Origin of the sequence: Streptomyces sp. NBC_00104, assembly GCF_045160825.1 — a bacterium.
Lineage (GTDB): Bacteria > Actinomycetota > Actinomycetes > Streptomycetales > Streptomycetaceae > Streptomyces.
The window spans coordinates 2,688,670-2,701,813 of sequence record NZ_CP108215.1; the positions used below are offsets into that span (position 1 = coordinate 2,688,670).

At 72.6% G+C, this 13,144-nt stretch carries 11 protein-coding genes; 5 read left to right on the plus strand and 6 right to left on the minus strand.

The features are described from left to right. Position 1: 1 nt before the first annotated feature. From OG272_RS11640 to fabG, 5 genes are read left to right on the plus strand one after another with little or no spacing between them, the layout of a single operon-like run. On the plus strand, positions 2-922 hold the full coding sequence (locus tag OG272_RS11640; protein ID WP_326583618.1) for an NAD(P)-dependent oxidoreductase: 921 nt from the start codon (positions 2-4) through the stop codon (positions 920-922). Beyond that, a complete protein-coding gene (locus OG272_RS11645; RefSeq protein WP_405893230.1) occupies positions 919-2,919 on the plus strand; it encodes an FAD/NAD(P)-binding protein in 2,001 nt (666 codons plus the stop codon). Before OG272_RS11640 ends, OG272_RS11645 begins: the two co-directional genes overlap by 4 nt. Beyond that, positions 2,916-4,454, plus strand: a complete 1,539-nt coding sequence (locus OG272_RS11650) for an adenylosuccinate lyase family protein (RefSeq protein WP_405893232.1) — start codon at positions 2,916-2,918, stop codon at positions 4,452-4,454. The genes OG272_RS11645 and OG272_RS11650 overlap by 4 nt, the downstream gene beginning before the upstream one ends. Next, positions 4,451-6,052: an MFS transporter gene (locus tag OG272_RS11655; protein ID WP_328507487.1), complete on the plus strand. Its 1,602-nt coding sequence runs from the start codon at positions 4,451-4,453 to the stop codon at positions 6,050-6,052. The genes OG272_RS11650 and OG272_RS11655 overlap by 4 nt, the downstream gene beginning before the upstream one ends. Then, on the plus strand, positions 6,049-6,783 hold the full coding sequence (gene fabG, locus OG272_RS11660; RefSeq protein WP_326583615.1) for a 3-oxoacyl-ACP reductase FabG: 735 nt from the start codon (positions 6,049-6,051) through the stop codon (positions 6,781-6,783). The genes OG272_RS11655 and fabG overlap by 4 nt, the downstream gene beginning before the upstream one ends. Before the next feature lie 122 nt (positions 6,784-6,905). On the opposite strand, the gene pgi is transcribed toward fabG, so the two are convergent. From pgi to OG272_RS11690, 6 genes are all read right to left on the minus strand, one after another. Further along, positions 6,906-8,561 (minus strand): glucose-6-phosphate isomerase, encoded by a 1,656-nt coding sequence (gene pgi / locus OG272_RS11665; protein WP_326583614.1) that lies wholly within the window; start codon positions 8,559-8,561, stop codon positions 6,906-6,908. Positions 8,562-8,676: 115 nt separating this feature from the next. After that, on the minus strand, positions 8,677-9,939 hold the full coding sequence (locus tag OG272_RS11670; protein WP_327730272.1) for an MFS transporter: 1,263 nt from the start codon (positions 9,937-9,939) through the stop codon (positions 8,677-8,679). Positions 9,940-10,093: 154 nt separating this feature from the next. After that, positions 10,094-10,429, minus strand: a complete 336-nt coding sequence (locus OG272_RS11675) for an RNA polymerase-binding protein RbpA (protein WP_010352468.1) — start codon at positions 10,427-10,429, stop codon at positions 10,094-10,096. Positions 10,430-10,658: 229 nt separating this feature from the next. Then, positions 10,659-10,889: a preprotein translocase subunit SecG gene (secG, locus tag OG272_RS11680; RefSeq protein ID WP_029181151.1), complete on the minus strand. Its 231-nt coding sequence runs from the start codon at positions 10,887-10,889 to the stop codon at positions 10,659-10,661. Between the two features lie 131 nt (positions 10,890-11,020). Further along, a complete protein-coding gene (tpiA, locus tag OG272_RS11685; protein ID WP_327730271.1) occupies positions 11,021-11,809 on the minus strand; it encodes a triose-phosphate isomerase in 789 nt (262 codons plus the stop codon). A gap of 6 nt (positions 11,810-11,815) precedes the next feature. Further along, the gene (locus OG272_RS11690) at positions 11,816-13,027 is read right to left on the minus strand and encodes a phosphoglycerate kinase (RefSeq protein ID WP_327730270.1); all 1,212 of its coding nucleotides are present in this window, start codon (positions 13,025-13,027) and stop codon (positions 11,816-11,818) included. Positions 13,028-13,144 lie beyond the last annotated feature (117 nt).

Sequence of the window (13,144 nt, forward strand, 5' to 3'; positions counted from 1 at the left end):
CATGCGCGTACTCGTCGCCGGGGCCACCGGAGTGGTCGGGCATCCGCTGGTGGGCGCGCTGCGGGCGCGGGGCCACCGGGTGAGCGCGCTGGTACGGCAGGGGTCCCGGGGCCGGGCCCCCGAGGCGGACGAGGTCGTGGTCGCCGACGCCCTCGACCGCGACGCCGTGCTCGCGGCGGTGTCGGCGGCCCGGCCCGAGGTGGTCGTCCACCAGATGTCGGCGCTGCGGCTGCTGCGCGACGACCCGCCGGGAGCCTTCGCCCTCACCGCGCGGCTGCGCACCGAGGGCACCGCCCATCTGATCGAGGCGGCCCGCGCGGCCGGTGCCCGCCGACTGGTCGCCCAGTCCATCGCCTTCGCCGCGGCCCCGGCGGGCGACCCGGTCCTCGACGAGGACGCGCCCCTGTACGTGGACGCGCCCGACCTCGGCTGGGCCTCGACCGTACAGGCCGTCGCCGAGCTGGAACGGCAGGTGACGCACAGCGGCCTGGAGGGCGTGGTGCTGCGCTACGGCACGCTGTACGGCCCCCGTACCGCGTACGCCCGCACAGGCGGAACCGCCCAGTCCGTGCTGGCCGGACGGCTCCCGCTGCCGGGCGGTGGGGCCGGAATCATGTCGTTCCTGCACGTCGAGGACGCCGTGGGGGCGGCCGTGGCGGGCGTCGAGTCCGAGGCCACCGGGGTGTTCCACGTGACGGACGACGACCCGGCCCCCGCCGCGCAGTGGCTGCCGCACCTGGCCCGCATGCTCGCCGCCCCCTCCCCGCGCACGGTCCCCGCGGCCCTCGCGCCCCGGCTCCTCGGCTGGTTCATGGCCCACCAGTTGATGTCCGCGCACGGCGCGGCCAACGACCGGGCCCGTACGGCACTGGGCTGGAAGCCGGCCAGACCGAGCTGGCGCGACGGGCTGGGCCAGGAATGACCGGTGCCGACGACACCCTCGCCGTCTGTGTGATCGGCGCCGGTCCGCGTGGCCTCTCCGTACTGGAGCGGATTCGCGCCAACGCCGGCGGGACCTTACGGCCGGTCGAGGTCCACCTCGTCGATCCGTACCCGCCGGGCGCGGGCGCGGTCTGGCGTACGGACCAGCCGGGCGAGCTGCTGATGAACACGGTCGCCTCCCAGGTGACCCTGTTCGCCGACGACAGCGTCGACTGCGCGGGACCGTCGGTGCCGGGACCCAGCCTGTACGAGTGGGCGTGTGCGGTCCGCGACCGGGCCATCGACCAGGACCTGCCCGCGCGGGCCGTGGACGAGGCGCGGCGGCTCGGCCCCGACACCTATCCGACCCGCGCGTTCCACGGCCACTACCTGGAGTGGGTCTTCCGGCACCTGTTACGCACGGCCCCCGCCCATCTGACGGTCCACACCCACCGGACGACGGCGGTCGCGCTGGACGACGACGTTCCGGGCGGGCCGCAGACCGTGACCCTGGCGAACGGCGACCGGCTGGCCGGGCTGGACGCGGTGGTGCTGGCCCTCGGCCACGGCGACCTGACCCCGTCGCCGGAGGAACGCGCGCTGCGCTCCTTCGCCGACCGCCACGGCCTCACCTACGTGGCCCCGGCCAACCCGGCCGACACCGACCTGAGCGGTATCGCGCCGGGCGCCCCGGTCGCCCTGCGCGGACTGGGCCTGAACTTCTTCGACTGCCTGGCCCTCCTCACCGAGGGCCGCGGCGGTACGTTCAAGGAGGGCCAGTCCGGTCTCGTCTACCTCCCGAGCGGCAACGAGCCCGTGCTGTACGCCGGTTCGCGGCGCGGCGTCCCATACCACGCCCGGGGCGAGAACGAGAAGGGCGCGCTCGGCCGCCACGAGCCGCGCTTCCTGACCCCGGACGTCATCGCGGAACTGCGGCGCCGCGTGGCCGGAGGGCGCTCCCTCGGCTTCCGCCACGACCTCTGGCCGCTCGTCGACCATGAGATACGGACCGTCCATCACGAGGCGTGGATCCGTGCCGCCCGAGGACCGGAGGCGGCCGAGGAGTTCGTACGGTCGTGCCTGGTGGGTGAGGACGGGGAGGAGACGGCCCTGCTCGACCGCCACGCCGTCCCGCCCGCCGAGCGATGGGACTGGACGCGGATCGAACTCCCTTACGGCGAGCGGAAGTTCATCGACCGCGCCGACTTCCGGCACTGGCTGCTGACCTACCTGCGCCGCGATGTCACCGAGGCCCGCCTCGGCAATGTGAACGGACCGCTGAAGGCCGCGCTGGACGCCCTGCGGGATCTGCGCAACGAGATCCGGCTCGTCGTCGACCACGGCGGAGTCTCCGGTGAGTCGTACCGCGCCGAACTCGACGGCTGGTACACCCCGTTGAACGCCTTCACCTCGATCGGCCCGCCCGCCTTCCGGATCGAGCAGCTGATCGCGCTGATCGAGGCGGACGTGCTGCATGTCCTCGGCCCGGGGATGCGGGTACGGGCCTGGGCGCCCGGCGGTGACACCGAGGAGGGCATCGGTGAAGGGGACATCGGCGAAGGGGGCGTCGGCAAAGGGGGTTTCCTCGTGGACGCGGAGCTGGTGGACGAACCCCCGGTCCGGGTCGAGGCCCTGATCGAGGCACGGCTGCCCGCCGTCGATCTGCGGCGGAGCGCCAACCCCTTGCTGCGGGCGCTGTTCGGGGCCGGTGCGTGCGCACCGTACCGGCTGGGGGGCGACGCGGGCCACGAGCCCGGCGGGCTGGCGGTGACCGACGGCGCGCCCCGGCTGGTGGACGCGGCGGGCCGGCCGCACCCGCGCCGGTTCGCCTTCGGGGTGCCGGTGGAGGGCGTGCGCTGGGTGACGGCGGTCGGCATCCGGCCGGGCGTCGGCTCGGTGACGCTGGAGGACGCGGACGCGATCGCGCGGGCCGCCCTGGGGCTGGGGCCGGGCCCAGCCGCACGTCGGACATCAGGCACAGGGAGTCGGGAAACGTGAACGCGATGTCCGTGGGCACCGACGCGGGCCTGCTCGCCCCCACCTGGGCCGGTACGCCCGTCGCGGCCGAGGTGACCGACGAGGCGTGGCTGCAGGCCATGCTGGACGTCGAGGTGGCGCTGGCCCGGGCCCAGCACGCGGTCGGGCTGACTCCGGCCACGGCGGTGGAGGCGATCGCCTCGGCGGCCCGGGTGGAACACCTCGACCTGGTCGCCCTGGCGCACGCGGCCCGGGCCACCGCGAATCCGGTGGTCGCACTGGTGACCGCCTTCACGGAGGTCGTCGCCTCGGGGGATCCGGCCGCCGCGGAGTATGTGCACCGCGGGTCCACCAGTCAGGACATCCTCGACTCGGCGGCCATGGTGATCGCGCGCCGGGTGCTCGGCCTGATCGCCGCGGATCTGTCGCGGGTCGGTGCGGCCCTCGCGTCCGTGGCCGACACCCATCGCGGCACCGTCCTGGCCGGGCGCACCCTCGCCCAGCACGCCGTGCCGACGACCTTCGGTCTGAAGGCCGCCGGGTGGCTGGAGCTGGTGGTCGACGCGTCGGTCCGGGTGCGGGCGGTGGCGTCGGGGCTTCCGGCCCAACTGGGGGGAGCGGCGGGGACGTTGGCCGCGTATCGGGAGTACGCCGTGGTGGATCGCAGGGCCTCGGATGTGGATGTCCGCGGGCCGGTGAGGGCTGATCGCGCCCGCGCGGCGGAGCCGCGAGTGTCACAGCCCCGCGTCCCTGAAGGGGCGCGACAGCGAGCCGGAAGCGACAGTGACGGCGGACTGGAGCTGCTCGGCCCCTTCTCCGCCGCCCTCGGCCTCGCCGAGCCCACCCTCCCCTGGCACACCGTCCGTACCCCCGTCGCCGAACTCGGGGCCGTGCTCCAGCTGGTCACCGGGGCGCTCGGGAAGTTCGCGCTCGATGTGCAGACGCTGTCCCGTACGGAGATCGGCGAGGTGTCCGAGCCTGCCGGGGTCGGGCGCGGTGCCTCCTCGGCCATGCCGCAGAAGCGGAACCCCGCGCTGGCCACGCTGATCGTGTCGGCCGCCCGGCAGGTCCCCGCGCACGCGCTCGTGCTGGCGCAGTGTCTGCTCGCCGAGGACGAACGGCCCGCCGGGGCGTGGCACGCCGAGTGGCAGCCGCTGCGGGAGGCGTTGCGGCTGGCGGGCGGCGCCGCGCACACCGCCGTCGAGCTCGCGGAGGGGCTGATCGTCCACCCGGAACGCATGCGGGCCAACCTCGACCTGACCGGCGGTGCCATCGTCACCGAACGGCTGGCCGTGGCCCTGGCCCCGATGCTCGGCAAGGTCCGCGCGAAGAAGCTCCTGACCAGCGCCTCCGCCGAGGCCGCCGACACCGGCCGCCCCCTTGGTGAGGTGCTGTCCGCCGACCCGGAACTGTCCGCCCGGTTCACCCCCGCCGAGCTGTCGGAGCTGCTCGACCCGGCCCACTACACGGGTGCGGCCCACACACTGATCGACCGGGCGCTGCACAGATACGAAGACGCGCGCGGCCACGACGAGAACAACGGAGGCACGCTGTGAGCACCGTGAGCCGGACGCCCGAGGACCCGGCCGCCGCACCCACCCGCTCCTGGCCCGTCCTCGTGGTCGTGGTCTGCGCGCAGATGCTGATCTGGCTGGACACCTCGATCCTCAATGTCGCCGTCACCACCCTCGCCGACCCCGTGGAGGGCCTGGGCGCGAGCCCCGGCGAACTGGAGTGGGTGGCGAGCGCCTACACCCTGGTCGTCGCCGGCACCCTCTTCGCGGGCGGCGCGCTCGCCGACCGTTTCGGCCCCCGGAACACGCTCCTCGCCGGACTCGCGCTGATCGGAGTGGCCTCCGGCGCGGGCGCGTTCGTGGACAGCCCGGCGTGGCTGATCGTGGCGCGGGCCTTCATGGGGGCGGGCAGCGGCCTGTTGATGCCGGCGACGCTGACCGTCATCGTGCAGAGCACCCCGGAGGAGAAACGCACCCGGGCGATCGCGATCTGGAGCTCGTCGAGCGGTCTCGGCGTGGCCATCGGCCCCGTCGCGGGCGGCGCGCTGCTCAGCCACTTCTGGTGGGGCTCGGTGTTCCTGGTCAACGTCCCGATCGTCGCCCTGTGTCTGCTGGCCGTCGTGGCGGTCGTCCCCGACCTGGGCGGTTCCCGCCGCCGCGTGCTCGACCTGCGGGGCCTCGCCCTGTCGGTGCTCGGGCTGGGCGGTGTGGTCTACGGCATCATCGAACTCGGCGGCGGCCGCACCTGGTACGGCCCCCACGTGCTGCTGCCGCTGCTGCTGGGCGGTGTCGTGCTGGGCGTCTTCGTCGCCGGCCAGCGCAGGTCCAGGGCGCCCAGCCTGGACCTGCGGCTCTTCCGGCAGCCCGGCTTCACGGCCGGCAGCGTGGTCCTGCTGATCGCCTTCATGGCGCTGGCCGGCCACCTGTTCTACGCGGCCTTCTATCTCCAGGGCCCCCGAGGCCTCTCCCCCGCCGACGCCGGCACCGTCATGATCGCCGCCGCGGTCGGCATCGTCCTGGGCAGCCAGGCCTCCCCGGCGCTGAGCCGCCTGCTGTCGGCCCGCTGGACGGTCGCGTCCGGCGTCCTGGCCACCGCCGCCACCTACGTCGCCTACGCCTGGCTCGACGGGCGGACCCCCCTCTGGGTCGTCGCCGCGCTGCTGTGGATCCAGGGCTTCGGCATGGGACTGGTCGGCACCCCGGTCACGGCCGTGATGATGCGCGGGGTGCCGCCGCAGCTGGCGGGCGCCGGCGCCGCCGTCAACAGCGTCACCCGCCAGGTCGGCGGCACCCTCGGTGTGGCGATGGCCGGCTCGATCCTCTCGGCCGTCTACCGGGACCGGATGGCCGACGCCGAACTCCCCGGCACCGCACAGGGCCTGTCGCCGGCCGCCGAGGAACAGGCCCGTACCTCCGCCGAAGCCGCCCGTTCCCTGGCCGATTCCCTGCGCCTGCCCGAACTGGCGACCACGGCCGACCGCGCCTTCCTCGACGCCATGTACGCCGCCACGCTCGCCGTCGCCGCCCTCGCCCTCCTCGGCTGTGTGGTGGCGGTCGTGGGCCTGCGCACCCGTGGGGCGCCCGAAAGCCCGGAGCACGCAAGGCCGTTGGACGCGGCAGGGAAGGGGAACGCACGATGACACAGCCCACGCTCCCCCAGCAGGCCGCGGCCCGTTCGGTCTTCGTCACCGGCGGGAACAGGGGCATCGGGCTGGCCATTGCCCGCCGTTTCGCTGCTGCCGGGGACCGGGTCACGGTCACCCACCGGGGCACCGAGCCCGCGGCCTCCGAGGGATTCCTCGCCGTTCGGTGCGATGTGACGGACAGCGGGCAGGTCGACCGGGCCTTCCAGGAGGCCGAGGCGGCCCACGGCCCGGTCACCGTGCTGGTCGCGTGCGCGGGCGCCGCCCAGGACCGGCTGCTGGTGCGGATGACCGAGGCGGACTTCACCTCCGTCATCGACACCAACCTCACCGGAGCCTTCCGCGTCGCCCAGCGCGCGGTGCGCGGCATGCTCCGGGCGGGCCACGGCCGTATCGTCCTGATCTCCTCCACGGCCGCCCTGCACGGCGCCCCCGGCCAGACCAACTACGCGGCGGCGAAGGCCGGCCTCGTCGGCTTCGCCCGCTCCCTCACCCGGGAGCTCGGCGCCCGCGACATCACCTGCAACGTCGTCGCGCCCGGCCTCACCGAGACCGACATGAGCCGCGCACTCACCGCGGACCAGCGGCGCGAACTGCTGCGCGCCACGCCCGCCGGACGCCTGGGCCGCCCCGAGGAGGTCGCCGACGCGGTGGCCTTCCTGGCCGCCGCCGGTTATGTACGCGGCGCCGTGATCCCGGTCGACGGGGGCGCCGGGCTGGGGCACTGAGATCCGGCGAGACCCCGGCCACCGCGGAGACGGAGATCCCGCGGTGCCCGGGCGGCCGGGCCACCGGGACCGGGTGGGGAAGCGGACGTCGCGCGGCCGCCCGTTTCCCCGCCCCCGCGGGACTACCGTCGCCCGCGCAGCGCCCGGTACTTGGCGACCAGCGCCTTCGTCGACCCGTCCAGCCCCGGCACCTCGGCCCCCTCCGTGAGCGCCGGCTCGACGCGCTTGGCGAGGACCTTGCCCAGCTCGACGCCCCACTGGTCGAAGGAGTCGATGTTCCAGACGGCACCCTGGACGAACACCTTGTGCTCGTACAGCGCGATCAGCTGGCCGAGGACCGACGGGGTCAGTTCCTTCGCCAGGATCGTGGTCGTCGGGTGGTTCCCCTGGAACGTCTTGTGCGGCACCAGTTCCTCCGGTGCCCCCTCCGCCCGCACCTCGTCCGGCGTCTTGCCGAAGGCCAGCGCCTGGGTCTGGGCGAAGAAGTTGGCCATGAGAAGGTCGTGCTGGGCCTTGAGCGTCTCGCCGAGCTCGGCGACCGGCTCGGCGAAGCCGATGAAGTCCGCCGGGATCAGCTTCGTGCCCTGGTGGATCAACTGGTAGTACGCGTGCTGCCCGTTCGTCCCCGGTGTGCCCCACACCACCGGCCCGGTCTGCCACTCCACCGGCACCCCGTCCCGGCCCACGTACTTGCCGTTGGACTCCATGTCCAGCTGCTGCAGGTAGGCCGTGAACTTGGACAGGTAGTGGCTGTAGGGCAGCACCGCGTGCGACTGCGCGTCGTGGAAGTTGCCGTACCAGATCCCCAACAGGCCCAGCAGGAGAGGCACATTGGACTCGGCGGGCGCCGTACGGAAGTGCTCGTCGACCAGGTGGAACCCGTCGAGCATCTCCCGGAAGCGGTCCGGGCCGATCGCGATCATCAGCGACAGGCCGATGGCCGAGTCGTACGAGTAGCGTCCGCCGACCCAGTCCCAGAACTCGAACATGTTGGCCGTGTCGATGCCGAAGTCCGACACCTTCTCGGAGTTCGTCGACAGCGCCACGAAGTGCTTGGCGACGGCCTCGGAGCCCGCCTTCAGCTCGGTGAGCAGCCAGTCGCGCGCGGACGTCGCGTTGGTGATCGTCTCGATGGTGGTGAACGTCTTCGAGGCGATGACGAAGAGCGTCTCGGCCGCGTCCAGGTCCCGTACCGCCTCGTGCAGGTCGGCCCCGTCCACGTTCGACACGAAGCGGACGGTGAGATCGCGGTCGGTGAAGGAGCGCAGTACCTCGTACGCCATCGCCGGGCCCAGGTCGGAGCCGCCGATGCCGACGTTCACGATGTTCTTGATGCGTCGGCCGGTGTGTCCGGTCCACTCGCCGGAGCGGATGCGCTCGGCGAAGCCGGCCATCTTGTCGAGCACCTCGTGGACACCCGGCACCACGTTCGCGCCGTCGACCTCGATCACCGCGTCACGCGGAGCGCGCAACGCGGTGTGCAGGACGGCGCGGTCCTCGGTGGTGTTGATCTTCTCGCCGCGGAACATGGCGTCCCGCAGCCCGAACACGTCGGTCGCGGCGGCCAGCTCGCGCAGCAGCCGCAGCGTCTCGTCGGTGACCAGATGCTTGGAGTAGTCGACGTGCAGGTCGCCGACCTCCAGCGTGTACCCGGCACCGCGCCCCGGGTCGGCCGCGAACAGCTCACGCAGCTGGACATCACCCTGCTGCTCCCGGTGCTCGGCCAGCGCGGTCCACTCGGGCGTCTGGTTGAGCCTCGTACGGCTTCGTGCGTTCATCTCGGACTTCAGCCTTCTTTCCTACCTGGTCCTGCGTACGAAGCGGTGCCGGGGAGAGACGGACACGCCCCTCCCCGGGGCCGCTCGGCCCCGCTGCCGGTTCCAACCTAATTGATCACGACGGAACACGAGCCGTCGTCCCATGGTCGTCCGGTTCGACAACAGATACGTCCGCCTTGAGCGTCGGTATCAGCGCGGCGACGGACAGGGCGAAGAAGGCGGCGGCAAGGAGCGCCGGGGTGTTCGGGCCCCAGGCCGTGGCGACCGCTCCGCCGAGCAGAGCGCCCAGGGGCGCCCCGGCCACCCCGAGGGTTCGGAAGGCGGAGCCGACGCGGCCGAGCATGTCGGCGGGGGCACGCCGCTGCATCAGCGTCGTGGTGTTGACGTTCCACACCATGCCCATGGCCCCGAACACGGCGAGGCTCACCGCGAGCGCCCACAGGCTGCGCACCGAGCCCATCACGACGAGGGCCACGATCTGCGCCGCGCCGGCCAGCAGCACGGCACGCACCCGCCCCGCGCGGGCCACCAGCCGTCCGTTCACCGCTCCCCCGGCGAGGCCGCCGACCGTGTACGCGGTCGTCACCGCCGCGAACCCGGCGTTGCCCGCGTCCAGCCAGCCGGTCACCAGCAGCACCAGCGTGGCGATGAGGGCGCCCATGCCGACGTTGCACAGAGCGGTGGCAGCGCACAGCCCGCGCAGGGCCCTGTCCCGCCACAGCGTCCGCAGCCCGGCGGCGATCTCGGCGCGCAGGGTGCTGCCCGCGGGACGGGGCTCCCGCTCGGGCGCGGCGGCACCGAGCGAGGCCACGAGGGCGGCGGCGAACAGGTAGGTCAGGGCGTCCGCCGCGAAGGGGACGGCGGCTCCGGCGGCCAGCAGCAGGGGGACGAGCGGCGCGGCCACCAGCCCGCCCGCGATCCGCTGGCCGGTCATCAACCGGGCGTTCGCGTTGCCCAGGGCGTCACGGCCCACCAGGGCGGGCAGCAGGGCCGTGGCCGCGTTGTCGAAGAGTGTCTGAAGGGTGGTCAGAGCGAAGGCCAGGGCGATCAGCAGGGCGATCGAGGCGTGATCGAGGGCCACGGCCACCGCGAAACCCGCCACCAGCAGACCGCGCGCCACGTCCACCGTCCACATGGCCCGCCGCTGGTCCACCCGGTCGGCGACGGCCCCGCCGAACAACCCGAACACCAGCCACGGCAGATAGCCACAGGCCGTGACCGAGGCGACGAGAAGCGGCTCGTCCGTCAGCGTCACCGCGAGCAGCGGCAACGCGGCCGTACGCAGCGCGTCCCCGAAACTGGAGAGCACGGCCGCGCTCCACAGCCGTAGGAACGCTCCGCGGTACGCGACCGCCGCCCCCTGCTCAGCCCCCGTCACGTGTCCCCCTCACGATTCGTCGATGCGCAAACCGTAGGGGGACCCACTGACAATCAGCCCGACCAGCGGGAACGCGAACATCGCGGGAATCGCGAGCCACCCGCCCGAAACGCTTCCGGCCAGGCACCCCTCGGTGCCCGGCCGGTGTCAACTCCTAGATCTCGCCCCGCAGTTTGGCGAGCGCCTCGGCGAGGATCGCCTCGCCGTCCGCGTCGCTGCGGCGCTCCCGCACATAGGCGAGGTGCGTCTTGTAGGGCTCGGTGCGTGGTGGGGCCGGGGGGTTGTCCCGGTCCTGTCCGGCCGGGAAGCCGCAGCGCGGGCAGTCCCAGGTGTCGGGGACCTGTGCGTCGCTGGCGAAGCTCGGCTGGGTCTCGTGTCCGTTGGAGCACCAGAAGGAGATGCGCAGCCGGGGTGCGGACTCGCCGCGCTCGGCTTCGCCCATCGGCCCCGCCCCGACCCGGCTTCCTCGGATCGCGTTGCCACTTGCCACGGTCGTAACTCCCTGCGTGATGGTGCGGCGAAGCGAGTCGGCGTTTCGCTTCGCTGCGAGCGCCTCAGTCTACGTAAGGCCCAACGCGCGTCCAGTGATTGGAGTTACATCCTGTCCCCAGACGCAAGCCCCATGATAGGCCGCGCTCGAAGTCGCGTACCCAGCATGGGGCTTTACGTGCGGATTGGTGCGTCCGTGACGCGTTGTTTCGCCGGTGTCGGCCCGACGGTCAGTTGTTGACCTTCATCAGGATGCCGAGTACGACAATGCACGCGAACCACAGCAGACCGACCACGACGGTGATCCGGTCGAGGTTGCGCTCGGCGACCGAGGAGCCGCCGACGGAGGACTGCATACCGCCACCGAACATGTCGGAGAGGCCGCCGCCCTTGCCCTTGTGCATCAGCACCAGCAGCATCATCAGCAGGCTGAACACGATCAGGGCGATCGAGAACCCCATAACCACGGCTGGACCAACTTCCTCGGATCTGGATAGACGACAAGAGGGCCGGGACCGGTCGGCAAGCTCGACACTCGCCTACTGGGCCTCGGCCCCCCGCAAGAGTACGACGTTACGCCGCTAAGGCCTACTCACTGGTCGCGGAAGCGCACGATCTTGACGAACTCGTCCGCGTCCAGGGAGGCGCCGCCGACGAGGGCGCCGTCGATGTCGGCCTGCGCCATGATCTCGGCGACGTTGCCGGCCTTGACCGAGCCGCCGTACTGGATGCGGATCTGGTCGGCGGTCTCCTGGGAGTACAGCTCGGCGAGCTTGCCGCGGATGGCCGCGCAGACCTCCTGGGCGTCCTCCGCTCCGCAGACCTTGCCGGTGCCGATGGCCCAGACGGGCTCGTAGGCGATCACGACGGTCTCGGCGTGCTCGGCGGGGACGTCCTTGAGGCCGCCCTCGACCTGGGCGAGCGTGTGGGAGACGTGGTTGCCCGCCTCGCGGACCTCCAGTTCCTCGCCGACGCACAGGATCGGGGTGAGGCCGTGCTTGTAGGCGGCCTTGACCTTGGCGTTGACGATCTCGTCGGTCTCGTCGTGGTACTGGCGGCGCTCGGAGTGGCCGATCGCCACGAACGTGCACTTGAGCTTGGCCAGCATCGGACCGGAGATCTCGCCGGTGTAGGCGCCGGAGTCGTGGGCCGAGAGGTCCTGGGCGCCGTACTTGATCTTGAGCTTGTCGCCGTCGACCAGGGTCTGGACCGAGCGCAGGTCGGTGAAGGGCGGCAGGACCGCGACCTCACAGGCCTCGTAGTCCTTGTCGGCGAGGGCGAAGGCGAGCTTCTGGACGTGCGCGATGGCCTCGAGGTGGTTGAGGTTCATCTTCCAGTTGCCGGCCATCAGGGGCATACGGCCCTTGTCGGAAACGGTCATTGAGGGTCAGTCCTCCAGTGCGGCGAGGCCGGGGAGCGTCTTGCCCTCGAGGTATTCGAGGGAGGCGCCGCCGCCGGTCGAGATGTGGCCGAATGCGTTCTCGTCGAAGCCCAGGATGCGCACGGCCGCGGCGGAGTCGCCGCCGCCGACGACCGTGAAGGCCCCCGAGTCGAGGAGTGCCTGGGCGACCGCCTTGGTGCCCTCGGCGAATTCGGGGTGCTCGAAGACGCCCATGGGGCCGTTCCAGAAGACGGTGGCGGCGTCGGCGATCTTCGAGGCGTACAGCTTGCGGGACTCCGGGCCGATGTCCAGGCCCATCTGGCCGGTCGGCATGGCGTCCGCGGCGACCTCGGTGGCACCGGCCGGAGCCTTGCCCTTGAGGTCCGGGAACGCGGGCGCGACGACGGCGTCGACGGGGAGGACCAGCTCGACCCCGGTCTTCTCCGCGCGCTCCAGGTACTCGGTGACCGCGCCGAGCTGGTCCTCCTGGAGGAGCGAGCCGCCGACCTCGTACCCCTTGGCCTTGAGGAAGGTGTACGCCATGCCGCCGCCGATGAGGATGCGGTCGGCCTTGCCGAGCAGCTGGTCGATGACGGCGAGCTTGTCGGAGACCTTGGCGCCGCCGAGCGCGACCACGTAGGGGCGCTGGACGTCGTCGGTGAGCTTCCTCAGGACGCCGACCTCGGTGGCGATGAGGTACCCGGCGTAGTGCGGCAGGCGGGCCGGCAGGTCGAGGACCGAGGCGTGCCCCCGGTGCACCGCGCCGAAGCCGTCGCCCACGTAGACGTCCGCGAGGGCGGCCAGCTGATCCGCGAAGGCGCCGCGCTCGGCGTCGTCCTTGGACGTCTCGCCGGCGTTGAAGCGGAGGTTCTCGACGACCGCGACCCGGCCGTCGGCGAGGCCCGCGACCGTGGCCGTGGCGGACTCGCCGACCGTGTCCGTCGCGAACGCCACGTCGGCGCCGAGGAGTTCACCGAGGCGCGCGGCGGCGGGGGCGAGGGAGAAGGCCGGGTCCGGGGCGCCCTTGGGGCGGCCCAGGTGGGAGGCGACGACGACGCGCGCGCCGGCCTCGGCCAGCGCCTTCACGGTGGGCAGCACGGCGCGGATACGGCCGTCGTCGGTGATGGTGGTGCCGTCCAGCGGCACGTTGAGGTCGGCGCGGACGAAGACCCGCTTGCCGGCGACTCCCTCGGCGAGGAGTTCGTCGATCGTCTTCATGGAGAGGGCTCCCGAGGAGGACTTGTGGTGCTCGTGGTCGTGGGAGGGGCGCTTTCGTACGTGAGTCAGGGCCCGGGCGGCGCGTCCCTGCGCCGCCCGAGCCCTGCTGTCACATGG

Coding starts and splice junctions, on each gene's coding strand:
- fabG (WP_326583615.1), top strand. CDS start 6,049: ATGACACAGCCCACGCTCCCCCAGCAGGCCGCGGCCCGTTCGGTCTTC.
- OG272_RS11645 (WP_405893230.1), top strand. CDS start 919: ATGACCGGTGCCGACGACACCCTCGCCGTCTGTGTGATCGGCGCCGGT.
- OG272_RS11690 (WP_327730270.1), bottom strand. CDS start 13,027: ATGAAGACGATCGACGAACTCCTCGCCGAGGGAGTCGCCGGCAAGCGG.
- secG (WP_029181151.1), bottom strand. CDS start 10,889: ATGGGGTTCTCGATCGCCCTGATCGTGTTCAGCCTGCTGATGATGCTG.
- tpiA (WP_327730271.1), bottom strand. CDS start 11,809: ATGACCGTTTCCGACAAGGGCCGTATGCCCCTGATGGCCGGCAACTGG.
- OG272_RS11640 (WP_326583618.1), top strand. CDS start 2: ATGCGCGTACTCGTCGCCGGGGCCACCGGAGTGGTCGGGCATCCGCTG.
- pgi (WP_326583614.1), bottom strand. CDS start 8,561: ATGAACGCACGAAGCCGTACGAGGCTCAACCAGACGCCCGAGTGGACC.